This window comes from Nostoc sp. JL34 (genome assembly GCF_017114945.1).
Taxonomy (GTDB): Bacteria; Cyanobacteriota; Cyanobacteriia; order Cyanobacteriales; family Nostocaceae; genus Nostoc.
In genome coordinates this window covers 49,887-73,991 of record NZ_JABXKQ010000022.1, presented here as the reverse complement: position 1 = coordinate 73,991, position 24,105 = coordinate 49,887, and the positions used below count along the sequence as shown (strand labels likewise).

The window sequence follows — 24,105 nt, the reverse complement described above, 5'->3', positions numbered from 1 at the left end:
ACCAAGAGGACTAAAACACCGACCTAAGTCATATCCTCACCATGACCAAACCACCACGTGCTATCTAAGCCCAGATGACAACATAAAAATCTTAAGTAAGTGACATTCTACTCTACATACACTTAGATTTTTTCACCCAATCAAATCGGATTGCTATAGCTGTATTACTATCTTTAACATTTAAATTAATCTGCCATAGCCTCTAACCTATGGCAGATTAATTTAATATTTTGTGTATTATATTATACTAAGGCAATATCGTATCAGTTTTCACGATATTTGCACACATCCTATAGGAAGATGCCTGATTAATAGAATAATGAGTAAATTAATTCGGGATGTTGTTATGCACTGGATTTATATTGAGGTTTGGCTCACCGCCAAACCTTTTTTATATTTATTGAAAATTGAGGATGGGGTATTGGAAAAGAGATATTCAAGAGTTTTTTGCACCCAATTGTGTATAAGCGTCTGTCAAGACTTAAGTTCTATAATATTTCTCTGCTAGCAGAATTAAAAACTAAAAGTACTCCGCACAATGCCAATGGTAACTGAGTCACTATCTGGTGTGTGACCAGGCTCCAAGATGTGAATTATTCCTGGTGTAATGCTGATATTATTTGTTAGCTGGAAACGATAGAATGCCTCAATTTGAGTAGTTGTCCCTGGTTGTCCACCTGCACGTCCTAAACCAGTATTGACAAAATCAGGGACATTATTCCCTATGGGTAAGTTGCTACTGGTGATTTTAGGAGGTTGACCGACATAAATTCCTGCCAAATTTCCTTTAGCAAATAAATCAGGAAAATTCAGAAACACCATATAATTCGTTGTCTCTACATTTCCCGATCGCCCAGGAATATAAGATTTAGTATAACCACCCCACGCACCTGCGCTAATGCTGGGAGAAATTTGCCAAGTTACAGTCGCACCCACGGCGTTAGTTTGCAGTGGTGCTGATTTTCCGGTACTGGTATTAACTGTAGTTAAGCATTCATCGCCAACAAAGGTTAGCAAACAACCATCCGAAGAATAATTGTTAACGTAATACAAACTGAAATCTAGGGTATCAGTTGGTGTCAGCAGCAATTGCACACCTGTAGTGGTGGTTCCATCAAATAAACCGCTACCTTTACCGGGATTTCCTGGTTGATAACTAGTATAAATTGCCTGCAAACTAGCGCGTTTAGCAAATTGCCAATCAATAGCTATACCGCCGTGACCATATCCCATATTTAAAATTGGGTTTCTTTGGGCAAAATAAGACAGCGGCCCTGTTGCAGCACTTTCTACCCGATTGGGGCCTCGGAATGCAGCTGGCATACTTACGCCTTCTGTTCCCACCATTACTGCTAATTTATCTGTCACCAGCCAATGAAAATTGAGGTCACTTACAATCAAGTTATCTGTAGGAAATTCGTAACCAAGTAAAACATCATTTCGGGAAACACTATTGGTAAATCTTGGCCCCGAAGTACCTCTACCAGCTAAAAGACCTGTAAATAAGTAACTACGAGGGGTGATTTGACTAGTTAAATACAGCTGCGCCAGGGATATAACATCAATGTTTGTCCCTGCATCATCTGTATCTTTTTGTCCATCTCTAGGATTAACATCACCACGATTGTTAGTCCGTCCTTGAATGCCAACTATCAGTAGTCCACTGAGTTTGGTAGTTGTTGAGAATTGGTAGGCTTCGATTTCAGCAGTTCTAGCTTCTAAACTATCGACACGACCCCGCAAAGTTGCCAATTCAGCGGCAAATTCTGACTGCAATTTTTGTAATTTTGCTAAATCATCGCGAGTGACTAAATCGCTGGTGGCTGTAGTGATTAATTCGTTGATTCTATCTAAACAAGCATTCACACCAGCGGCGAATTCATACCGAGTTAAGGCGCGATTACCGCGATAGCTGCTATCTGGATAGCCGGCTATACAACCATAACGTTCTACCAAAGACTGCAAGGCTTGGAATGCCCAATCATTGGGTTGTACGTCCTTGAGTTGAGAAACCGATGTAACTTGTGCCATCGGTTCTTCTGGGAGGAGGGGAGATGAGGGAATAATATTATCGTTATTAACTCCTAACTCCTGAGTAGTTCCTGTATTTATATACTCTTGTGCTAGTGCTTTTTGTGCAACTCCATTTACTCCCGCAATTAGTAACCATGCGAGCATCCAGGTTTTGCGATAACTGCGGCTTATAAGTATACCTTTCAACTTTTTACACTCTGCTCACATACTTAAGTGAAGAGTGTATTCGCGATCATCTAGCGTTTACATGGGGACATTTACGGATTTTGTCCCAAATTAGACTTAATGCTTCTGGGCAACTTCTGAAAGGGCGAGTATAACAGGGTATTGGGTATTGGGGACTAGGTACTGGGGATTGGGGACTAGGAAAGAGTTTTCTCAATTTCCAATCTCCGATTTTCAATCCTCAATCCCTGATACCCAATCCCTAATCCTCAATCTATGGCAAATCGTTCACGCAAGCTGACGCCAAAAGCCTCTAAATTAAATCAACCTCCTGCTGGTGCGATGAAACGTGTCGCTAAAAAACCCCAGAAAAAGCTAAAACGCGGAAGTTGGTTGTCGTCAATGCTAGCGATCGCAATTCTGTTGAGTAGTGCTAGTCTAATTATGGCTTTTGCCTGGATTAGTGTTCTCTTCATCTTCAATCCAGATCAAGTAAGCTGGCTAAATAAAATTTTACCTGCATGGGCACAAATCCCCCTTGGTAAGCACGAACGCCCCCAAACTCTCAAACAAATTCAACTCGATTTGAGTAAAAAAAACCAAATATTTGGGAAAACTCTACCTTTACATCAGGATGTGAAAAACTCATTTTTACTGCCAGTTTTTCAACAGCGTGCTAATTGTCAATCTGATTGTAAAGAACTGGTGGAACTCAGGGTTTACGAGCTATCAGTTGAGTTAGAGTTTAAATCTCAGTCAGAAAATTACTACTATCTAGCGACTCAATTACCTATAACTGGGCCAGAAGAATCCTTTGTAATTTTTCCCTCACTTGAAGAACCGCAAGATATTAACACTCCTCTACCTTTAACTGAAGTGCAACGCTTTGAAGGTGGGACACCATCACCAGGAGTTTGGTTTAATTTGCGGGGTCAACGCCAACAAGGAACTGGTGCGATCGCCTATGGTCATGTCGTATACTACAATCCAGAACGCACGAATTTAATACAAATGTTGTCTTGGACTAGTCCTAATGGACAATTACCCAAATGGCAGCAGGTAACTGGTGATGGTACAAAAGAGTTAGTTGTCGATCAAACAGTAGGTTTAGAACCGCACTTAGAGGTTTACCAAGTCAAACCTCTGAAGTTATTCCTCAAACCAATTCAATTGGAGGCGATTACCCTCAAATCACCAGTCCTCAAGGATTCTGCATACCAAAATGCCCTGTCAATTGCCCGTAGTGGATTGTGGACACCTGCTTTTGAATGGTTGAAATTCATCAAAAAACAGCGCAAAGGAGTTTTGCCAGAGGCGGCGCAAGCGCAAATGGATTTGATTCGCTTGCATTCCCAACTTACTAAAACCCAAGCCCAGAAAATTTGGGCAAGTCCTAGTCAAGAAGTGCTAGCAGATTTAATTGATGGTCGCTGGGAGAAAGCTTTACAGGTGTTTGAAGCGTCGCCACATAATGCTCAAGAAATTGCTACCCTACTCAAAGCTGATGAAAACCGATTGTGGAATCGCATAGCGGCGGCGTTGCAGGTGAACCCAAATAGACCAGAGGTGCAAGCTTGGTTCGCTCTGATTTTAGCAGTTCAGCGGGGAGAAAAACATGCTAATTCTTGGTTAAAGACGCAACCAAAAATTACAAAAGATAATCTTGCCTATATTCAAGGTTTATTGGCAAAACTCAATGGTGAGGGTACGTCGCAAATATCTTCTACTCACCCTAGTCAGATTGTTGGTACGGTGCAACCAATCACTCAAGTTACCAACACCGAATGGCTGCAACCAAATTCCCCAGCAGATTTGAAACTTACAGATAACCAAGTTTGGTATCAGGTGGAGGTAAGTGCATTTAATGACGGGAAACGCTGGCTAAATTTTCCCTTTGAGAATTTCAACCCACCGAAAACTGACGCCGCCAAATTTTTCTGGAAAACTTTGGGAATCACTTCTGACCCGGAAATTCAGATTGTGGTCTGGTTACCAAATGGAGAACAAAAAATTACTATAGCCGCTATCAAAGCGGTGCAATTACGGGGTAAAGTTTTACGCCTATTAGCTGCTGGCCCAAAAATTCCAGAGAATCAAAACGATGTTCTCCAACCCAAACCTTTAGCCTTGACCAATGCAGCACTGGAATGGGTGCAACCATCTCCCATTACTCTACAAGAACTGCATCAACAAAATCCCCAAGGGGTGAAGGTAATACTATCGAGTCTGTGGCAATCTTTACAGCAATCTGGTGAAGTTCCGGCTGGCGCTATTCCTAGCTTTGAGCAGATGCAGCAAAAATTGGGTGATTGGCCCGTTCAAGTGATTGATTTAACAAATAACGCTCAACCAGAAATTATACTGACTATTTCACCAGAAGCAATTGCATCCTTAAATCAGCCTGCATCTGAAATTCAAGGAAAAAATACAGAGCAACGCCGTGACCGGACTATAATTTTGTCTGACAACAATAAAGTTATTTACACTGATTTTACGGTAAATTACCTACAAAAACTCTCGGCGATCGCCAAGCTTTCAGGCGTGCAATCCTTAGCTTTGCTGGTAGAAAATGCTCATAACTATAGTTTGAGACGCTGGTCAGAGAAAAATCAGCGCTTTGAATAGCACGCCCCTTGCTCAAATTTAGATTAGAGAGGGGAAAAGCTTAGGCGTAGCCCGTCGTAGACATCGCTATCTACAAGACTGACTTATTCTTTTTGGTTAGTTTCGGCTAGACGTTGGTGCTTCAGATTTTCCAACTGCTGTAACAGAGAGTCTACCTCTGCCTGTAAATGCATCAATTTAGCTTGCTGATCGTCTTGATAGTAAGACTTGGTTAACTTACTGACCCAGTTAGTCTGGGACTCGCGATCGGAAACACTAGATAAACAAGTAGGCATCGCTAATTAAATCCACAACTTAACTCACACCATTAGAAATAATATAATAATGCTCTTTTAAGCTTTATTAAATTATTGGATGTTTTCAATCAATTACTCTAATGGATTTTAGGTTCAATCATAAGAGACGGTGATCATAATAGCTGTGTTCCAAAGAAAACATGGCTCCAAGTATACAAAGCTTTCGTCCACTTGACGGTACTTAGCAGTACTTAACTGATAGCCTGTCAATTATGGTTGTATGAATTATTATCGCTGCTTTTAGGGATTTTACGCAAGAAATTATATGTAGAATATATCAATAATTACGCCAAATTATGAAAAGATGTAAGGTACAGCAATGTTCATTGGTGTCAAATTAAGCTCAAATACGCAATTTCCCTTAGTTTTAGATCCCCCCAATCCTCTTAAAAAGGGGGCAAAAGATTCTAGTTCCCCCCTTTTTAAGACTACGGTGTACACACAAGTCGATACCCAAATTCCTGACTAAAACGGTTATCTGGAAAAGATATGCTATTGCTTATCGTGATTGTGTGTGTAAGTCCTTTTTGGTCTATTACAGGATTTCCTTCAATATCAACAACGCAATACTGTCCTGTTTGGCGGGATATTTCGCCCGGTCTGTAAATTTTCACGGTTTCCATAATATAGTTACCAAAATGATTTTGATTATGAAAACATAAAACTGTAAATAAAGCAAGTTTTTAATTGATTCGAGCAATCAGTTGTTTTTATCATTTTAATAGTTTGAAGAAATGGCTTTTATCTCTCGTAGATATCTAGACTGAAAATGACTCGTTCGCTGAACGGACGCACGCATCAAAAGTGCCTTTCTGCGGGAAGAATAAGAATTTCAGAGAGTTCTTACCTAAGTCCCATACATTTGTCTATCATTTTTCACCCCATTAGCATCCCCAGGCTAATTTGTTGAACCTAAGGTCACCGTGGCAGTTATGATAAACTGACGTTCTAAATAAAATAAAAAATAGCAAGTGAAATGCCTGCACCACAAAAAATAATATTCTTAATGGAATAAAGGGACTCTTAACTGGGAACTGGCAAAGAAAATTCACTTTCTTCCTCTTCCCTATTCTGCACTTCTTTAATTCCACCCCCTCTAAATATCCGATCCTTAACATTAAGAAATTTTAAATCCCGTGACTTTGAGCCTGTCTGTTGCTACATCTCATCGCCAACCCTGGCCCGGACTGATAGAAGCCTATCGCGAATACTTGCCTGTCAGCGAAAAAACACCGGTTGTCACTCTCTTGGAGGGAAATACACCTCTAATACCAGTGCCAGCGATCGCAGAACGCATTGGCAGACAAGTACGGGTTTTTGTAAAATACGACGGTCTAAATCCTACCGGCAGCTTCAAAGACCGGGGGATGACTATGGCAATTTCCAAGGCCAAGGAAGCAGGGGCAAAAGCAGTAATTTGTGCTAGCACGGGCAACACCTCAGCCGCCGCCGCCGCCTATGCCAGACGGGGAGGGATGAATGCCTTTGTACTGATTCCCGACGGTTATGTGGCGTTGGGCAAGTTAGCCCAAGCGTTGCTGTACGGGGCAGAAGTATTGGCAATTAAAGGGAATTTTGACCAAGCCCTAGAAATTGTCCGCGAGATGGCCGAAAGCTATCCGATCACTTTGGTGAATTCGGTCAATCCTTACCGCCTAGAAGGACAGAAAACAGCAGCCTTTGAAATTGTTGATGCGCTGGGTGATGCCCCAGACTGGTTGTGTATTCCTGTGGGTAATGCGGGAAATATCACAGCATATTGGATGGGTTTTTGTCAATATCATCAAGCCAGAAAGTGCGATCGCCTACCCAAGATGATGGGATTCCAAGCCGCAGGAGCAGCCCCCTTAGTCCACGGTCAGCCAGTGGCGCATCCCGAAACTCTAGCGACAGCAATTCGCATTGGCAACCCTGCTAGTTGGGAATTAGCGATCGCGGCACAAACCGCAAGTCAGGGAAATTTCCATGCCGTTACCGATGCCGAAATTCTCGACGCTTATCGACTTTTGGCAGCATCAGAAGGTATCTTCTGCGAACCGGCTAGCGCCGCTTCTGTAGCCGGTTTGTTGCAGGTAAAAGACCAAATTCCCACAGGGGCGACAGTTGTTTGTGTCCTCACAGGTAATGGTCTTAAAGACCCAGATACAGCCATTAAACATAATCACAGTCAATTTCAACAGGGGATCGCGGCGGAATTAGGCGCAGTAGCTGAGGCAATGGGATTTTAGGATTCACGCAAAGCGTTAGCGTTAGGGAACTCCAACAAACAAATAAATTAAATTATCCAATCTTGTGGGGTGGGCCGGAAAGTCCGCCCAATTCACTGGATTGGCGTTTTGCCCATCCTACAAAAAATATTAGGATATTTTATTACTTGCAAGTCCCTTAGCGAAGCAGTAAAGAGGAACGAGCATCTGACTTGCGATCGTTGCGCTATTGAGTTTGGGGGTGACACTCCGCTAAGGGAGTTGCAAGCTACTTTTCATAGAGTAGGCGCGAGAAAAAAATGATAAGTCTTTAACCGGACAGGATATTACTTGCTCCGCATGATTTTCCAGTTACTTTTTGTAATACTTTATCTTGGACTCAAAGTGTTGCATATGAGTTGCAATTAAGTATCTCACTGACATAATATCGGAGTGAAAAGTTCAGACAGCTATAAGGAAAATACTGCTGGATAATGAGCAGGGTTAGCAACTATTCTCTGGATTTTGCACGAATTATTTCTCCCATATTTTGCTGATGCACTACTTTTAATTTTCTGACTTTGGAAATTATTTATTGTTCGTAATCTGTAAATTTTATTAGCATTAAAATACCAGGAAGTTATCATGACAAGTCTTAAAGGTAAAACAGTACTTTTGACTGGTGCTTCACGCGGATTAGGAGTATATATTGCTCGGAGTTTGGCAAAAGAAAAAGCAACTGTAGTCAGCGTTTCTCGTTCACAGTCAGGGTTAGATAAAACATATAATGAAATCAAAATAGTTGGTGGTAAAGGAATAAGTATTCCCTTTGATATAACAAACCTGACAGAGTTTTCTACTCTAGTGCATCAGATTAATAAATTTGTCGGCCCAGTTGATATTTTAATTAATAATGCTGCAATAATAATTTCTCGAACTTTTGTAGATTATTCTCTCGAAGAAATCCAGTCAGTAGTAACAACTAATCTACTTGCTCCTATGGAATTGACGCGTTTGTTACTGCCAAGTATGTTAGAACGCGGGACAGGGCACATTGTTAATATTGCTTCTCTTGGCGGCAAAAAGGGAGTTGCTTACAACAGTATTTATTCTGCGAGTAAAGCTGGTTTGATTATGTGGAGTGATGCTGTGCGAGAAGAATTGGCTGGTACTGGTGTAAATCTCTCAACGATTTGTCCTGGATATATCAGTAGAGTCGGGATGACTGTTGATAGTGGTTTAACAGTACCTCAATTAGCAGGTATTTCCATACCTGCTGATGTGGCAAATGCAGTCATCAAAGCTCTTAAGCAAAACCAGTCAGAGATAATAGTCAATGGCGGTCTGCTTAACGAAAGTATGACGAAACTATTGCTTGCAATTGGACAAATTTATCCACAATTTGTAAATACAATCTATCGGTTGATTGGTGTGGTGAAAGTGAACTCTAGGCAGAGAGAAAATTTAGATATTGGAAGAAATCGGGGTTATGCAGAAATACGTAGGAAATAGAAGGTTTTGTATTTTTCTGTAGCACAAAGGGTTAAAATCTATATAGCGTTTCCCGATCTAGCGAAGTACACGTGTAGGGGCACGGCAGTGCCCATTGGTATCAACTTAACGTGAAACCGCACGTCCGCCAGGGATTGTAAATCCCTGTCTCATAACTAAAGTCCTCTGAAGAGGACTAAATAGCGCGAAAATTTTCAGTCTACTTCAGTAGACTTGAGCAATTAGTCAGGGAATTATATTCCCTGGCGGGTGAACAACATCCAATCAGTACGCTATTTCTAGCTTAAGTTGACACCAATGGGCAGTGCCGTGCCCCTACAACTCGCGATATAATTTTGTACCGCATCTGAATGGGAACCGCTATAAGCACTAACCACACATATATTTTGAGAGCCAAAATGTTTTCTATATAACCCCTATTTGATTGTGTGAAAAAACTCAGTACACATCTATTTCCCTTCTTTCCTGTTAAGAGTTCCTTATTCTCTCCCTACACAAGTAAGTTCAGGAATAAAATCGAATTTCTATAGATAGAATTGCTCATGCTGAGTAAATAGTTAGGAGTTCTACCCCTTCCCTACTGTTTCTTTGTCTCCTACTCCTAGCGCTCGTTCACGTGTCAAACTATCAATAGCATCACCCAAGGCAGTAGTGAGGCTATTGCGGGTTTGGGCATGGTTGTCCTGCTCAGTTTTCAAAGCTTGCAAAAGGCGATCACGTTCTTTGATTACGGCAATGAGTTTAGCTTGCAAGTCCTCCACAGATTTTATTTGTTCTATCTCTTGTTGAATCGCTGTTACTGATGTCCCAGCAGCCAGTGTCTCTACTTCAACACCCTGGAGTTTATGTAAATCTGCTTTGAGAGATGCGATCGCTTGTTGGGACAGTTGGGTATCTGTGCGGCGTTGTTCTGCTTCTGTGTTATAAAGCTGACGCCATTTTTGGGCACTTTCCCAAGCAGCATCGCGCTCGTGTTGCAGTCCCGCCATCTGCTCTTTGATTACCTGGATTTCTGTCAACCACTGTTGCGTTAAATCTTGATTCATAAATAAATAGTCATTAGTCAATGGTCATTAGTCAAGAGTCATTAGTCAAGAGTCATTAGTTAGGAACTTTCCCCCACTCCCCACTCGGTATTCTTGCGGTAAAAAGATAGATGCGATCGCTACGCAGAATTTGGCACAGTAGTTAAGAAACTTAACCAGTTTTAACTCTAAATTATGCCAAAGACTCGTTTTTTTCGCTTCTTTCGCCACCTGAATTGGCGCACACTCAAAAAAACTTTTTCTAGAACAATCGAAAGGCGACTTTTGGGACTTGCCTCGGAAATCGCCTTCAATGCCATGCTATCGCTGTTTCCAGCAATTCTTGCTTTGATCACAGCCATTGGCTTATTGGCAGAATCTTTACAAGCTACCTTTAGACAACTGGCGGTGCAACTAAGTCAAGTCTTACCTGAAGAAGCACTGGATCTGATTCGTGATTTTGCTACCACAGAAATTACCAACTCCAAAAACAGCGGTTTGTTTTCTCTGAGCTTTGTATTAGCAATTTGGACTGCTTCTGGGGCGGTAAATACCGCTATGACAGCCCTTGACCAAATCCATCAAATTTCTCCAGAAAACATCCGCCCCTTTTGGAAAGCCAAGCTTGTCTCTCTGGGATTAACAGTTGGTACTATGTTGCTTTTAGTATTGGCTTCTCTCTCAGTGTTTACCAGCGACTGGCTATTGGGAATAGTAGTGCGCGAAAATAGTTCTTTGATCTTTTTGTTGCATCTTTGGCTACTGTTACGCTGGCCTTTGGCTTTAAGTATTGTTGCTGTCGCCTTTAGCTTCGTCTATCGCTATGGCCCAAGCAAGTGGAACTCTGGCACACCAATGATGCCTGGAGCAATTTTAGCAGCTGTTTTTTGGGCAATGTTGTCTGCCCTATTTAGGCTGTATGTGGCGAATTTTGGCAATTATAATAAAGTATATGGTGCTGTAGGAGCTGTGATAGTTTTAATGCTCTGGCTGTCGATGAGCGCTGCTGTTCTGTTGATCGGCGACCAGTTGAACGTGACTGTCGGCGAAGATATGCGCTTAAAAGCGCAGTCGCAATCTAACGAAAAATATTAATTAGTAAATCCTTGAGAAAATTTTTGCAACAGCTCAGTAGGGGAGTAGAATATCTAACGATTCAATACAAAGTTAGCGATCGCTTTTATGTCTGATTCTCCTCCTCGATTTTCGATGATTGAACCTGATGCCAAAGTACCCACCTTAAAGCGCCTGCGTCAGTTGAGTCGGCTGCTAGATAATGTTATTACCATTCCTGGTACAAAGATTGGTTTTGGTCTAGATCCAATTTTAGGACTCATACCTATTGGTGGTGATTTTTTGGGAGTGATGTTTTCTTGCTACATCATCCTAGAAGCAGCACGACTGGGTGTCTCTAGAGCCACTTTAGGTAAAATGGTTTTGAATGTAATCATTGATGGCTTGGTAGGTACTGTCCCAGTTTTGGGAGACTTTTTTGATTTTGCCTGGAAAGCTAACACTAATAATATCAAGCTATTAGAAGAGTACTTAAAGTTTCCTAGCGAGCAAAAGAGTGCAGATAGGTGGTTTATCTTTGCCGTTTTGCTTGGATTGTTGCTAATCTCTATTGTTTTAGTAGCGTTGCCCGTGATCCTAATTAGAATCCTGTGGAACGCCTTTACAGGCGGTTAAATAGTTTATTGATAAAAGAATGAAAGATTGGTGGCAAGCTACTTTTCCTCAAGGGCGGCAAAGTCTAATAATTACTGATGCTAAAGGGTATCCTATACAAATTGCTTATGGCGAAAAAGGTAAAGGGAAACCGCTAATTTTATTACATGGCATGGGGAGTTGGAGCTACAATTGGCGCCATAGCATAGCAGCATTATCTAAATATTATCGGGTGATTTGTTTTGATGCCAAAGGTTTTGGTTTTTCGGAAAAACCACTATCTCGTAGAGAACACAACGGTCATCAAGTTATTGAGTTTCAAAGAGTTATTCAGGCATTATGTGATGAACCCGCAGTGATTGTGGCTGAATCCTTGGGGGGATTAGTTGCCCTTGCCCTTGCTCAAGAAAATCCGCAGTTAATCGGGCGGCTTGTAGTAGTAAACGTACCTGTTTTTGCCGAACATCTACCCCATTGGGCTATGTGGTTACTTGCCCAAACGCCCTTAGAAGTAATGCAAACAATTGACTCTTTACGTCTAGCATATCTGTTTGCACCTCTATTAAGAGAAGTTATGGCAATAGAAAGACGTGGGGTATTATTTGATCCTTCAATCTTGACACAGGAAGATGTCTATTGGATAACTTACCCGTTTATTGAATTGCCTGGTACGATCGCAAAAGTCACTGAAGAGTTACAAATAGCAGCACGAGAAATTGAGAATTGGCAAGCAAATAAGCCAAATATGCTCACCCAAATTCAAAATAACCTGAGTGCAATTAAGTGTCCTACACTAGTTCTGTGGGGTGAACAAGATAGTTGGTTTCCTACTAGTCATGGTGAAAAATTGCATCATCATATCCCCAATTCCAAATTACAGATTTTGTCTAATTGCTGTCATGATGCCTCAACTGGTGCTTCTGAGGTGCTGAATACAGCGATTCTTGAGTTTTTACAAGATACTAGTTTCTAAAGACAATTCGTCTTTTGATGGGAACATCTCAAATATGCCAAAATGCCTACCCAATGACGTGCGAGTTTTTTAACAATAATTACGAATTACAAATTACGAATTAAATAAAAAAGAGTGGGAGGAAGCATATCAGTCAGCTTTCAAACTCCCACTCTGTCATTTACTGCTGAGGTGAACAGGAATGTATACAGACGTTGCCCGTTATTTGGGGGCTAATGCGTACTTCAACAACAACGCCCGTAAGCATTTAATATTCCTGTTGCAGCAAATGCCAAACCTGATTATTGATATTTATTTGCTGAGAAAAATACCCTGCAAATAGTTGGTAGAGATAGTTTTTTATTTTTGTAAATCACTTAGTAAATAGTGTTTTACAAAGGAATTTTGCTTACATGGTAGTCCCTGACAACAAAACCCTTGAAGTCGTTTATCTTCATACAATTTAACTTGGTTAATCAAAAGCTGGTTGCCATTTTGGCAGGTTTTTAAATTTCCTAATTGCTCATATCTAACTTTTTAAAAGCAGTTAAGGCAGTATATAGCAATAAATCATTCGTACATAACAAGATTCCCGACTTCTTAAAGAAGTTGGGAATCTCAGCCAAGCTAATTGGCAAAAAGTCTTAATTTAACGGGGTTTTACTTTACAGTAGTATTAATACTGGCGTAAAATTGCAGACAATGAACTATTTTTACGAAGATCCATTAAGTCTGCTAAAGGTTCTGTGCGCTTATCCAAGTGGTGCTTGTGTTCTGCTGGTAGAACCGTTACCAGATGCTTTGTTTTAGGTTGCATCTGCATAACGGGCATCAGTTGTGGCTGTGGCACAAAAATAGGCTGGTTCTTAGGAAGGCGTGGTTCCAACCTTTGGTAATGGTTCTGTACCAAGCGTGCCTGATGGCGGTTAACTTGTTTTTGGACTTTTTGCGGTTGCTTTGTCCGGTTGAGCATTCGGAAAATGAGCAAGGAACCACTACCACAACTGAGGACGATCGCAGCCACCATCCATAAAGGTGTAGGATTACCATTTTCAGAGGGCACATTGATTGGTTCTTCAACTATAACTGGGATTTTTTCTGGTTCTTCTTGTGGCACGGGGCCAGCATTACCTAAGCTATACACGGCAAAGGCACCACCTCCCAGAAACATGGCTAAAAACCCAGTTAATAATAGCCAAGGATGATGTGCAACCAAATAGATCAGAACATTCGAGCTTTTTGTTAGTCTCGATTTCCTGTTTGTCAGCTCTGGAGTAGCCCCTCTTAGTTGGGTTCGCTCGCGCTGTACACTCTGACTTTTTTCCATGATTACTTTCAGATTTGTACCCCTCTAGTCAATAAATTGTACTGGAGGAGTCAAGCATCAGGTATCCGTAACAAAAATTCAGATTCAAGTAGCTTTTTTGTAAAACAGATGCTACCAAATCTGGCTAACTTTTGCCAAAGTTCTGTATTTATTGTGACTTTTTGCCGTAATAATCTAAAATCAGTTCGCTTATTTTCTCTGTCAGCTAGGAGAATGCCTTTCAAGAGCCAGTTGAATTAATCGATCAACTAATTCTGGAAAGGGGACTCCACTATGGGCCCAGAGTTGGGGATACATACTCGTTGCAGTAAAGCCTGGTAAGGTATTGATTTCGTTAATAAAAACTTCTTGTGTCGTTTCTACATAGAAAAAATCCACCCTTGCTAAACCCGCAGCGTCAACAGCGGCAAAAGCTTGCAAAGCCATGTCCTGAATTTGACGAGCGATCGCATCTGGGATTGGTGCAGGTATCAGTAAATCTGCTCGACCCTCAGTATATTTAGTTTCATAATCATAAAAATCGCTGTCATAAGTAATCTCTCCAATGACAGAGGCTTGGGGTTGGTCATTGCCTAAAACAGCACACTCTATTTCTCTGGCTACAACACCAGCTTCGACAACCAGTCTTCGGTCATAACTAGCAGCATTATCTAAAGCGGCTTCTAATTCTTGGCGCGATCGCACTTTGGCAATACCCACTGATGAACCCAAATTAGCCGGCTTGACAAAAGCAGGATAACCTAATGCAGCCTCAATTTCATCACACAGCTTCGGAAATACGCAAGGATTAGACCAAACCTGCGCTCTCGTGATCGCCTTATATTTTACCTGTGCTAGTCCCGCTTGCTCAAAGGCCATTTTCATGGCAATTTTATCCATTCCCATTGCCGAACCTAACACCCCAGAACCAACAAAGGGGACTTGCATCAAGGTGAGTAACCCTTGAATTGTCCCATCTTCACCGTTGGGGCCATGGAGAATGGGAAACCAAAGATCCACTTGGGCAACTTGAGAGGGAGATTGCCACTTGCTTAGGGTTTGAGTTTGAGCATTGGATGTCAGATTTCCAACAGATGTTGATTCTGCCGATTCCAGCAGCGGACTACCGCTTTCTAAAACCTTTTGGGGTGCTTCTCCTGCCAGCCAGCGGCCATCTTTTTGGATGTAAAAAGGTAGTATTTCGTACTTACTAGCATTTTCTTCTGCACTCAAGGCTTTAGCGATCGCCCGTGCTGATTTGATCGAAACTTCATGTTCTCCCGAACGACCGCCAAATAGTAACCCCACGCGCAGCTTAGTCATTTTCGGTTCCTCCACACTCCTAAAGCAGATAGCGTATCACAACCTACAAAAGTTGCCATATTTTTCTATATTATTTTATATCCCCCTCTGAAACTCTCTTCTTTCGGAACGCGAACAGCGTGTCGCAGATAGACGTTGCGCGAACAATTTTTAATTTTTAATTGTTATTGCCTCCAATTAAAACAATCGTGTTGTCAGCTACAGTTATATTCCAGGAAAATGGGCAACAATATTGATGAATAACTAGAAATGCAGCCATACCTGTAAAAGATGCTGCCGTTTCATGAAACCCAGAATTATTGTTTGTGGCTTAGGACGTACCGGATATAAAACCTTTCGTCTGCTGAGACATCAGGGAGCCTTCGTTGTTGGCATTCATCACCAATCTGTCCCTGGCGAAACAGCAGGAGATGTGATTGTTGGAGATTTACAAGCAGCTTCTACCCTAACAGCAGCAGGAATTCAACAGGCACACACTTTAGTAATCGCTGGTTCTAAAGATGCTCTGAATTTGTCTATTATGATGCAAGCGCGGGTGCTGAATCCCCAGATTCGGATTATCAACCGTTTTTATAATACAAATTTGGGCGAGCGCTTAGATCAAAGTTTGCCAGACCATTTGAGTATGAGTGTTGTGGGATTAGCAGCACCCGTATTCACCTTTGCAGCGCTGGGAAACCGAGCGATCGGACAAATCAAATTATTTCAGCAAACTTGGCCAATTCACGAAGAATACATTGATGAAAACCACTTCTGGAAGGGTCGAAAGCTGAGTGAATTGTGGGAAGATCGAGCGCGAATGCTGATTTATTACTTGCCAGTAGAAGGTGAGATGGATTTGGTGTCAGCTGTCATCTCTGGACAAGAGATACAAGTAGGCGATCGCTTAATTATTGGTACACAACCCCGCATCCGTTCTCCTCGGAGATCATTGATTAAAAAAGTGCTGAAAGTCCTGACTAATATTAGGCTGTTTCAGCAACACGGGCGATCGGTACTGGTGGGTGCTATTGTCTTATTGGCAGTTATTCTGATTGCTACGTTCACCTATATGTCGGCTGAGTTGAGTTTGTCTCCCGTCGATGCTCTATATTTTTCTGTCGGCATGATTACTGGAGCGGGTGGCAATGACAAAGTAGTAGAAAATGCTCCTAACAGTGTTAAATTATTTACTGTTGTGATGATGCTGGTTGGAGCGGTGGTGATTGGTATTTGGTATGCAATGCTCACCGATTTTGTCTTAGGAAGCCGCTTTAAGCAATTTTGGGATGCAGCCCGAATTCCTCAGCGATATCACTACATTGTTTGTGGCTTGAGTGGTATTGGGGTGAGAATTGTCCAGCAACTCCACGCCAGCGGATATGAAGTTGTAGTAGTTGAACCCGACTCCAACAACAAATATATCAACACCGCTCGTGAACTGGGTATCCCCGTCATTCAAGGCGATGCCAGCTTCCGCACAATACTCAAAGCCAGCAATATAGAGTCTGCCGCCGCAGTGCTTGCTGTTACTAGCAATGATGCTACCAATCTGGAAATTGCCCTCAAAGCCAAAGGCTTGACATCCAGCATTCCGGTAATTGTTCATTATGCCGATCCCGATTTTGCTGGCATAGCGCAACAGCTATTTGGCTTCGAGGCCGTACTGAGTCCGGCTGAACTAGCAGCCCCAGCTTTTGCCGCCGCGGCACTAGGGGGACGCATCCTCGGCAATGGCATCACAGCCGATAGTCTTTGGGTAGCTTTTGCCACTGTGATTACACCTTCACATGCCTTTTGCGGTCAGTGGGTGAAAGATGTAGCTATGTCTACTGACTGTGTACCTTTGTACGTAGAGACAAACCACCAAAGCCTTCACGGCTGGGATTTATTAGAAACACACCTCAGTGCTGGTGATGTTTTATATATGACTATGCCAGCAACGCGGCTATATCAATTGTGGCGGGGTGAACGAGTTTGCGACGAATCACACGCTTAAATAATTCGTAATTAATATACTACTTCCCACTCTCCACTCCCAATACTGTTCGGTTATTGTAGAGACGCGATAAATTGCCGTCTCTACAATAACCAGTCTTTTATAGAGACGGCGATTCATCGCGTCTTTGTGATGATTTATCGTATCTTTAGCGATCTAAAATTTTCATCAAAAAACCTCAACCGAACCGTATTGTCCCCACTCCCATTTATTTGTTAACTACTCGTTGTTGATATTCCTGCTCAGTAATCATATCAAGAGTGTTCTCTATGCGATCAACAAATACGATACCGTTGAGATGATCGTACTCGTGTTGAAAAATCCGAGCGATAAAATCGGTTAATTCTTGCTTTTGTAAGTTGCCTTGAGAGTCAGTGTATTCCACTTCAATAGATTTATAGCGGGGAACTAACCCCCTAATTCCTGGAACACTTAAACAACCTTCCCAATCTTTGACAACTTCAGTTGAATGAGCAATGATTTTAGGATTAATCATAGCAGTAGGTTCCATTTCCGGGGCGTTGGGATACCTGGCATTAGGACGGGAAGCCACAATAAATAAACGATAGGATTGTGCTACTTGAGGTGCAGCAATTCCCACACCATTAGCCTTAGCAACAGTGGCGATTAAGTCTTCAATTAATTTTTGGATCTGCTCATCTTGAATATTCTCAACCCAAGCAGCTTTTTGGCGCAATATTGGATTGCCTAATTGAATGATTGGGGTTAATTCAGTCATGATAAAACCTCTTTAAGTAATGGGGAGTAGGGAGTAGAGTATGTCAGTTGTTTTTCAAATGACAAATGACAAACATTATCCTTCACGTCTTACGGGCAAAGGAGCAGGTTGGACTCCTAGTTTGACAATTTGCCCATTGCGTTCCACTTCTATTGGTAACTTTGTACCGATTTTGCTCTTTTCTACTAGCTTTTGGACTTCTTCAATTTTAGTAACAGGCTGATTATTAATGCTTTTAATCACATCACCAACTCGTAGTCCAGCTACAGATGCAGGCGATCGCGGCACAATCTCAACCAACAAAACGCCATCATCTGCTGTCAGATTTAAGCGATCGCCAGCTACATTTTTGATTCTTTCTTTATTTTCTGGTGTCAATGTCACCATCTGAACACCCAAATAAGGATGATCTACCTTGCCTGTAGCAATTAATTCCTGGGCAATTTTTTGCACAGTGTTAATGGGGATAGCAAATCCTAAACCTTGAGCGCCTCGGATAATCGCTGTATTCATCGCAATCACTTGGCCACGCGCATTTAGCAATGGGCCACCAGAATTACCAGGGTTAATCGCAGCATCCGTTTGGATGTAATCAACCCGCTTGTCACTAGCGCCGATATCGCTACTAGAACGACCTGTAGCACTAATAATTCCAGAAGTGACGGTATTATTCAAGCCTAATGGATTACCAATGGCAATTACTGCTTCTCCTGGTTGTAAGGCATCAGAGTTACCCACAGATAGAGTTGGCAGATTACTAGCATTAATTTTGATCGTAGCCACATCCGTTACCGGGTCTTCACCCAAAACTTTACCATCAAAAGTCCGCCCATCTTTAAGTGTGACAGTCACTCTATCAGCACCGTCTACCACATGGGAATTGGTCACAATTTGACCTGAAGAATTAATAATAAATCCAGAGCCACTACCCCGCTCTACGCGTTGTCTAGTCTGTGGGGTTCCCTCTCCAAAAAACCGCCGGAAAAATGGATCGCTATTAAATTCGTCTGGTACGCGAGAAGTAATTGTTCGGGAAGAATCAATGCGAACTACCGCAGGCCCCACCTGTTGCACTACTTTCACTACAAAATTAGGATCTCCAGACGAAGAGAAAATCGGCGGGGGGACAATTGCCGGATTAGGTTCTATTGTTTTTTGGGCTTGAGTCTCGTTTTGTCGAGCCTCAAAATTCTTAGCAGGTAAAAGAGAGCAGCTCCCCAAGAACACCACTGCTACCCCGAATGAGAGCATCCCCAGAATATTATCTACCCCCCATCTGTGGGACAAATGTCTGGTATTAATCTTTTTGGGCGCTGAGTGATGGTTTGTTGTCTTCATGTGTCGTTGCTTCTCCGTGTCAATGAGAGTGCTGAGTTAAAAGTGCTGTTAGCGATAGCGGGGCGTTTAGCCCGTGCTGAGTTAAAAGACCGCTGATAATAGAAAACGATGCATATACTGGGTACAAAAGCTCTGAGAAATTTTATTTTACTCAGCACTCAGCACTTTTAACTCAGCCAGTGGGTGTTAGGATCTTGCCTACTGGGTAGTCCCAAAATGATTACAACTTAAAAGTTTATTCTAGGTCTAGCGTGTCTCAATGCTAAATTAGTGCTTTCTCTTCTATTGTGACGATTAGCAGCAAAGGTGGTGGATAATGGAAATTCCCATAGAAAGTCTGTGGAGTCAGGTACTAGAGCGCCTAAAGCTTGAACTATCCCGACCTACCTTTGAAACTTGGATCAAAACTGCTAGTGCAGAGCGATTAGAAAATAATTGTTTGGTTATCCGCACTCCTAACCCATTTGCTCGTAATTGGTTACAGAAGTATTACATCAATACCATTGCTCATGTAGTCCAAGATATTCTCGGTCATCCCGTGGGTATTTACATTACCGTTGCTCAAGGTGATGAGGTTTCTCATTTTAGTGAACGAGAGGTTGCTTGGGAATCACCAAATTCCAGCAGTCTTTCTGAAGCTGTCCCTAATCATAATCATAAAACTACTGACTTAAACTCTAAATACGTCTTTTCGCGATTTGTAGTTGGTGCTAACAATCGCATGGCTCATGCTGCTTCTTTGGCAGTTGCAGAATCTCCAGGTAAAGAGTTTAACCCTTTGTTTTTATGCGGTGGTGTCGGCTTGGGTAAAACTCATCTGATGCAAGCTATTGGTCATTATCGCTATGCAATTTCTCCTAATTGTAAAATATTTTATGTTTCTACTGAGCAGTTTACTAATGATTTAATTACAGCCATCCGTAAGGATAGTATGCAAAGTTTCCGAGAACATTACCGAGCTGCCGATCTATTATTAGTTGATGATATTCAGTTTCTTGAAGGGAAGGAATATACTCAAGAGGAATTCTTTTATACTTTTAATACTCTACATGAAGCTGGTAAACAAGTTGTCATTGCTTCCGACCGTCCACCTAACCAAATTCCTAGCTTGCAAGAACGTCTTTGTTCTCGGTTTTCTATGGGCTTAATTGCCGATATCCAAAAGCCGGATTTAGAAACGAGAATGGCAATTTTGCAGAAGAAAGCTGAGGATGAAAATATTAGTCTTCCCCGCGACGTGATTGAGTATATTGCTTCTAACTACACTTCTAATATTCGAGAATTAGAAGGAGCTTTAATTCGGGCAGTGGCTTATATTTCTATTTGGGGTTTACCGATGACGGTGGAAAATATCACACCAGTTTTAGAACCGCCTAACGAAAAAATGGCAGCTACCCCAGAAGCAATTTTAAAGGTTGTGGCGGATAACTTTGATGTTTCAATAGATGACCTGAAAAGTAACTCGCGACGAAGAGAGATTAGCTGGGCGCGTCAATTAGGGATGTATCTCATGCGCCAACACACCTCTCTGAGTTTGCCGAGAATTGGTGAGGAGTTTGGTGGTAAAGACCATACAACGGTAATCTATAGTTGCGATAAAATTAATCAACTCCAAGAGAGCGATCGCACTTTAGCACAAACAATCCGCCAACTGAGCGATCGCATCAATATGACTAGCCGTTCTCAAAAACCATCCTGAAGATTTATTTTAAGTTTTCCACAACCAGCACTCTAATAATTAGCATTGATGCCTGAATAATTAGTCGAGAATATTAAGTATCGTATAAAAATTGATTAAATTTCACTTAATTTGTCGAGTAAATCTTACTTTTTGTCGATAAATCTGGGGAAAGCTTGAGATTTTGCTGGTAAAACTTGATTAAGTATAATTACCTGGTGGAAAAATACTTGAGTTTTTCCACAAGTTTTCCACAATTTCCACAGCTATTGCCTTGGAAAAAAGCAGACTGAAGTATGAATAATATAGCGATTATTCAGTATAATTAGCAAAATTCAAGTTGGATTCCTATATAAAAAATAAAAGTTGGATACCTTGCTTACGGAAATTATTAGGTTATGATATGGTACTTATGTATTATTTTGTCTATTTCAAAGTAGTCAAGTGCCTAGAAAGAAAATTGGTCAATCTGACATAATCGGACAGCAAGGCATCAATATTATTGAAGAAGTCATCCTGAGCATGGGATTCCTCTGGTATGCGACTGGAGGTGTGGAAGCAGGTATTGACGGCATAATTGAAATCCGTGATTTCCAGACAGGCGAAGTCACAAACTGTATCCTTCAAGTTCAAAGTAAAGCTACTCAAAAGACTCTTCTCCAGGCAGAAAATGAAAACAGCTTTGAGTATCGATGTCAGGAAAGAGATATTGATTACTGGCTACAAGGCAATGCTCCAGTTATTCTGATTATTGTCAAAACTTCAACTAAAGAAGCTTTTTGGGTTGCTGTAAAGGATTACTTCTGCGATGCCAAGCGACGGCAATCTAAAAAAGTTACATTTGATAAGCGTTTTAATCGTTTTGATGTCAACGCCAGAGATGCGCTAATTAAGCTGGCTGTTCCCCAAAACTCAGGACTTTACCTTGCACCACGACCAAAGTTAGAGAAATTATACTCAAATCTGCTGCGAGTATCTCAGCTTGCAGAACATCTCTACACTGCTTACACCTTTACAGAGGATGAATCTAAAGCTTATTCAGCGCTTCAGAAAGTTGGTCGAAATTTGGGACAAGAATGGTTGCTGAAAGAAAATTTCGTACTTAGTTTCCACGACTTGCGCCAAGCACCTTGGACGGAAATCTGCGATTTAGGAACTGTTGAGCAGCATGGCGTAGACGAATGGTCGCGATCAAATCAGCTTGAACGACAACAGGAATTTGTGTGGTTGCTCAATAAAGTGCTGCGCGAGAAAGTTAAGGAAGACTTATCATTCGACCAAAAGAAAAAGTGCTACTATTTCAAACCTACTAACGACTTATCAGCACGTCGATACTATTATCGAAGTCTCTCCAAGAAAACACATCGAGATGTTTTTCAATCTTACTTAAAGAAAAATTCCACAGAAGTAGCATACTACAGACATTCTGCTTTTGAAGGACAGTTTATACGTGTCGATTCAGACTGGTTTCTAGAAATCACACCAACTTATTTTTTTACTAGGGACGGTTACACAAGAGAGAAGTTTGAAAAAGAACATCTTTCAGGAATAAAACGTCTTGAAAAGAATCCTGCGGTATTTGGTCAACTTATAATGTGGGCAGAGTATTTGATTACGCCTGCTCAAGGTGATTTATTTATTCCAAATTACCCGTTTCTACAGTTTTTTGACCAGCTTGAAGAATTTGAGATTGAAGTTGGTATCGATGATGATATTTGGTTAAGGAATGAAGACGATGAAACTACGGCATTGTTAGAAGAATCTTTAAACGATTTACCTTTATTTAAAATGAATAATGAAGATTGAATTTTTACAAGAACCAGAACTAGAGTTTGGCAATGGTGGACGACACATTGATATTCGCTTTGGGATGATGCACTATAAACCACTTGACTATGACAGCACATCTGCCCCAAAGGAAATCAAATTAGGGATTGTTGGTTCATCCGAAACAGTCGAGGGTTTAGAAATATGGCTCGAAAAATGCAGCCAGGGAATTGAGGCAAAGAAAAGTAAACAGCCATACCTTTTTCCAGAATTTCCAGGCTTTGGAGAAGAAAACAATTTACCTGCGCCTATCAGGGTGGATTCTAGACGGAATGCAGTTATATCGAATAAAGATATTGACAAACTTCTTCAGATTCAAGATGTAAATACACTTATTAGTGAAACAGTCAAATTTTTTATCGAGGAGTTACGGTATATCGATGAGAAAACTAGTCCAGATGTTTTAGTATGTGCATTACCAGAATCATTATTAGAAAAAATGTCTGTAGATGAAGAAAATACTGACAGTAATAATCAACCGACTTCTAATAATGAAAATAATCAAAAAGAAGTAGAGTTAGATTTTCGTGATTTATTTAAAGCGAAAGCAATGGCATTAAGAAAGCCAACACAAATTATCTTACCCTCAACCTATAACGCCGCAAAAAAGAAGTCAAAGATAAGTAAGAACAAGCACAAACAGAAAGCTCAGACAATCCAGGATGAGGCAACCCGTGCTTGGAATTTCTATACTGCTTTATATTACAAAGCTTTGGGAACACCCTGGCGACTGGTCAGAGATTCACGAGATTTGACTACATGCTACGTAGGTATTAGCTTCTATAAAACACTTGATCGCTCAAAATTACTAACCAGCACTGCTCAAATTTTCAACGAGCGGGGAGAAGGAGTTATTTTGCGTGGAGGGCAAGCTGAATTATCAAAAGACGATCGCCAACCTTATCTTCCAGCATCAGATGCATCCGAATTGCTTTCTAATGCCTTAGCAATGTATCGCCGAGAACATCGTAATTTACCCGCAAGAGTTGTACTGCATAAAACTTCTCGATTTATACCAGAGGAGTTTGAGGGATTTCAGGATGCGTTGGATAAACATGGTATTGATACAGCTGAGTTTATCAGCTTCGACAATAGAGGTGGAACTAGACTATTCCGTTATGGAAAGTATCCTCCTTTACGAGGAACGCTGTTAAGTTTGGATAATTATACCCACGTTTTATACACGCGGGGTAGTGTAGATTTTTTTTCCACTTATCCAGGGATGTATGTGCCACGCCCCTTAAAGTTTCGGTGTGAAAGCGTAGAAGAAACGCCCAAAGCGCTGGCACAGGAAATTTTGGCATTGACGAAGATGAACTGGAACAATACACAGTTCGATCGGGGAGAACCCATCACCATTCGAGCAGCGAGGCAAGTGGGACATATCCTGAAATATGTGGGTAAAAATGATCCACTAGAGTTCCATTACCGCTTTTATATGTAAAAATGTACG

18 protein-coding genes are annotated in these 24,105 nt (G+C 41.4%); 11 read left to right on the top strand and 7 right to left on the bottom strand.

The features are described from left to right. Positions 1-513 precede the first annotated feature (513 nt). Positions 514-2,178 carry an iron uptake porin gene (locus HWQ44_RS03610; RefSeq protein WP_292714922.1) on the bottom strand — a complete coding sequence of 555 codons (1,665 nt, stop codon included), beginning with the start codon at positions 2,176-2,178 and terminating at the stop codon, positions 514-516. A 297-nt stretch (positions 2,179-2,475) separates the two neighbouring features. Between HWQ44_RS03610 and HWQ44_RS03605 the strand changes: the two genes are divergently transcribed. Then, entirely contained in the window at positions 2,476-4,824 is a 2,349-nt protein-coding gene (locus HWQ44_RS03605; protein WP_292714919.1) for a hypothetical protein, read from the top strand. 83 nt (positions 4,825-4,907) lie between these two features. On the opposite strand, the gene HWQ44_RS03600 is transcribed toward HWQ44_RS03605, so the two are convergent. Next, positions 4,908-5,099: a hypothetical protein gene (locus HWQ44_RS03600; RefSeq protein ID WP_292714917.1), complete on the bottom strand. Its 192-nt coding sequence runs from the start codon at positions 5,097-5,099 to the stop codon at positions 4,908-4,910. Between the two features lie 1,157 nt (positions 5,100-6,256). On the opposite strand from HWQ44_RS03600, the gene thrC reads away from it, so the two are divergent. Both thrC and HWQ44_RS03590 read left to right on the top strand, forming a co-directional pair. Continuing rightward, entirely contained in the window at positions 6,257-7,348 is a 1,092-nt protein-coding gene (thrC, locus tag HWQ44_RS03595; RefSeq protein ID WP_292714914.1) for a threonine synthase, read from the top strand. A gap of 603 nt (positions 7,349-7,951) precedes the next feature. After that, positions 7,952-8,818 (top strand): SDR family NAD(P)-dependent oxidoreductase, encoded by an 867-nt coding sequence (locus HWQ44_RS03590; RefSeq protein ID WP_292714909.1) that lies wholly within the window; start codon positions 7,952-7,954, stop codon positions 8,816-8,818. Between the two features lie 566 nt (positions 8,819-9,384). Here the strand turns inward: HWQ44_RS03590 and HWQ44_RS03585 are convergent. Then, complete coding sequence (locus HWQ44_RS03585) at positions 9,385-9,864, bottom strand: hypothetical protein (protein ID WP_292714906.1); 480 nt, start codon at positions 9,862-9,864, stop codon at positions 9,385-9,387. Between the two features lie 174 nt (positions 9,865-10,038). On the opposite strand from HWQ44_RS03585, the gene HWQ44_RS03580 reads away from it, so the two are divergent. From HWQ44_RS03580 to HWQ44_RS03565, 4 genes are all read left to right on the top strand, one after another. Further along, entirely contained in the window at positions 10,039-10,938 is a 900-nt protein-coding gene (locus tag HWQ44_RS03580) for a YihY/virulence factor BrkB family protein (RefSeq protein WP_292714903.1), read from the top strand. A gap of 87 nt (positions 10,939-11,025) precedes the next feature. Continuing rightward, positions 11,026-11,532: a DUF4112 domain-containing protein gene (locus HWQ44_RS03575; protein WP_292714900.1), complete on the top strand. Its 507-nt coding sequence runs from the start codon at positions 11,026-11,028 to the stop codon at positions 11,530-11,532. 19 nt (positions 11,533-11,551) lie between these two features. Next, complete coding sequence (locus HWQ44_RS03570) at positions 11,552-12,484, top strand: alpha/beta hydrolase (RefSeq protein ID WP_292714897.1); 933 nt, start codon at positions 11,552-11,554, stop codon at positions 12,482-12,484. A 181-nt stretch (positions 12,485-12,665) separates the two neighbouring features. Further along, positions 12,666-12,806 carry a hypothetical protein gene (locus HWQ44_RS03565; protein ID WP_292714895.1) on the top strand — a complete coding sequence of 47 codons (141 nt, stop codon included), beginning with the start codon at positions 12,666-12,668 and terminating at the stop codon, positions 12,804-12,806. A gap of 333 nt (positions 12,807-13,139) precedes the next feature. Here HWQ44_RS03565 and HWQ44_RS03560 read toward each other — a convergent pair whose 3' ends face one another. Continuing rightward, positions 13,140-13,679: a hypothetical protein gene (locus HWQ44_RS03560; protein ID WP_292714892.1), complete on the bottom strand. Its 540-nt coding sequence runs from the start codon at positions 13,677-13,679 to the stop codon at positions 13,140-13,142. 312 nt (positions 13,680-13,991) lie between these two features. Then, complete coding sequence (locus HWQ44_RS03555; RefSeq protein WP_292714889.1) at positions 13,992-15,092, bottom strand: D-alanine--D-alanine ligase family protein; 1,101 nt, start codon at positions 15,090-15,092, stop codon at positions 13,992-13,994. Positions 15,093-15,375: 283 nt separating this feature from the next. On the opposite strand from HWQ44_RS03555, the gene HWQ44_RS03550 reads away from it, so the two are divergent. Then, positions 15,376-17,070 carry an NAD-binding protein gene (locus HWQ44_RS03550; RefSeq protein WP_292714886.1) on the top strand — a complete coding sequence of 565 codons (1,695 nt, stop codon included), beginning with the start codon at positions 15,376-15,378 and terminating at the stop codon, positions 17,068-17,070. 208 nt (positions 17,071-17,278) lie between these two features. Here the strand turns inward: HWQ44_RS03550 and def are convergent, their stop codons facing one another. After that, entirely contained in the window at positions 17,279-17,809 is a 531-nt protein-coding gene (gene def / locus HWQ44_RS03545) for a peptide deformylase (protein WP_292714883.1), read from the bottom strand. Positions 17,810-17,884: 75 nt separating this feature from the next. Further along, positions 17,885-19,147, bottom strand: coding sequence for an HhoA/HhoB/HtrA family serine endopeptidase (locus tag HWQ44_RS03540; RefSeq protein ID WP_292714879.1), 1,263 nt, complete (start codon positions 19,145-19,147; stop codon positions 17,885-17,887). Positions 19,148-19,463: 316 nt separating this feature from the next. Here HWQ44_RS03540 and dnaA point away from each other — a divergent pair, with 316 nt between their 5' ends. From dnaA to HWQ44_RS03525, 3 genes are all read left to right on the top strand, one after another. Beyond that, positions 19,464-20,846 (top strand): chromosomal replication initiator protein DnaA, encoded by a 1,383-nt coding sequence (dnaA, locus tag HWQ44_RS03535; protein WP_292714877.1) that lies wholly within the window; start codon positions 19,464-19,466, stop codon positions 20,844-20,846. A 423-nt stretch (positions 20,847-21,269) separates the two neighbouring features. Continuing rightward, positions 21,270-22,631: a DUF4365 domain-containing protein gene (locus HWQ44_RS03530; RefSeq protein WP_292714874.1), complete on the top strand. Its 1,362-nt coding sequence runs from the start codon at positions 21,270-21,272 to the stop codon at positions 22,629-22,631. Then, positions 22,621-24,096 carry a hypothetical protein gene (locus HWQ44_RS03525; RefSeq protein WP_292714871.1) on the top strand — a complete coding sequence of 492 codons (1,476 nt, stop codon included), beginning with the start codon at positions 22,621-22,623 and terminating at the stop codon, positions 24,094-24,096. Before HWQ44_RS03530 ends, HWQ44_RS03525 begins: the two co-directional genes overlap by 11 nt. The last annotated feature ends 9 nt before the right edge of the window (positions 24,097-24,105 follow it).

Excerpts from the sequence above, each read along its gene's own strand:
- HWQ44_RS03610 (WP_292714922.1), bottom strand. The coding sequence starts at position 2,178 with ATGCTCGCATGGTTACTAATTGCGGGAGTAAATGGAGTTGCACAAAAA.
- HWQ44_RS03605 (WP_292714919.1), top strand. The coding sequence starts at position 2,476 with ATGGCAAATCGTTCACGCAAGCTGACGCCAAAAGCCTCTAAATTAAAT.
- HWQ44_RS03600 (WP_292714917.1), bottom strand. The coding sequence starts at position 5,099 with ATGCCTACTTGTTTATCTAGTGTTTCCGATCGCGAGTCCCAGACTAAC.
- HWQ44_RS03590 (WP_292714909.1), top strand. The coding sequence starts at position 7,952 with ATGACAAGTCTTAAAGGTAAAACAGTACTTTTGACTGGTGCTTCACGC.
- HWQ44_RS03585 (WP_292714906.1), bottom strand. The coding sequence starts at position 9,864 with ATGAATCAAGATTTAACGCAACAGTGGTTGACAGAAATCCAGGTAATC.
- HWQ44_RS03580 (WP_292714903.1), top strand. The coding sequence starts at position 10,039 with ATGCCAAAGACTCGTTTTTTTCGCTTCTTTCGCCACCTGAATTGGCGC.
- HWQ44_RS03575 (WP_292714900.1), top strand. The coding sequence starts at position 11,026 with ATGTCTGATTCTCCTCCTCGATTTTCGATGATTGAACCTGATGCCAAA.
- HWQ44_RS03570 (WP_292714897.1), top strand. The coding sequence starts at position 11,552 with ATGAAAGATTGGTGGCAAGCTACTTTTCCTCAAGGGCGGCAAAGTCTA.
- HWQ44_RS03565 (WP_292714895.1), top strand. The coding sequence starts at position 12,666 with ATGTATACAGACGTTGCCCGTTATTTGGGGGCTAATGCGTACTTCAAC.
- HWQ44_RS03555 (WP_292714889.1), bottom strand. The coding sequence starts at position 15,092 with ATGACTAAGCTGCGCGTGGGGTTACTATTTGGCGGTCGTTCGGGAGAA.
- HWQ44_RS03550 (WP_292714886.1), top strand. The coding sequence starts at position 15,376 with ATGAAACCCAGAATTATTGTTTGTGGCTTAGGACGTACCGGATATAAA.
- def (WP_292714883.1), bottom strand. The coding sequence starts at position 17,809 with ATGACTGAATTAACCCCAATCATTCAATTAGGCAATCCAATATTGCGC.
- HWQ44_RS03540 (WP_292714879.1), bottom strand. The coding sequence starts at position 19,147 with ATGAAGACAACAAACCATCACTCAGCGCCCAAAAAGATTAATACCAGA.
- dnaA (WP_292714877.1), top strand. The coding sequence starts at position 19,464 with ATGGAAATTCCCATAGAAAGTCTGTGGAGTCAGGTACTAGAGCGCCTA.
- HWQ44_RS03525 (WP_292714871.1), top strand. The coding sequence starts at position 22,621 with ATGAAGATTGAATTTTTACAAGAACCAGAACTAGAGTTTGGCAATGGT.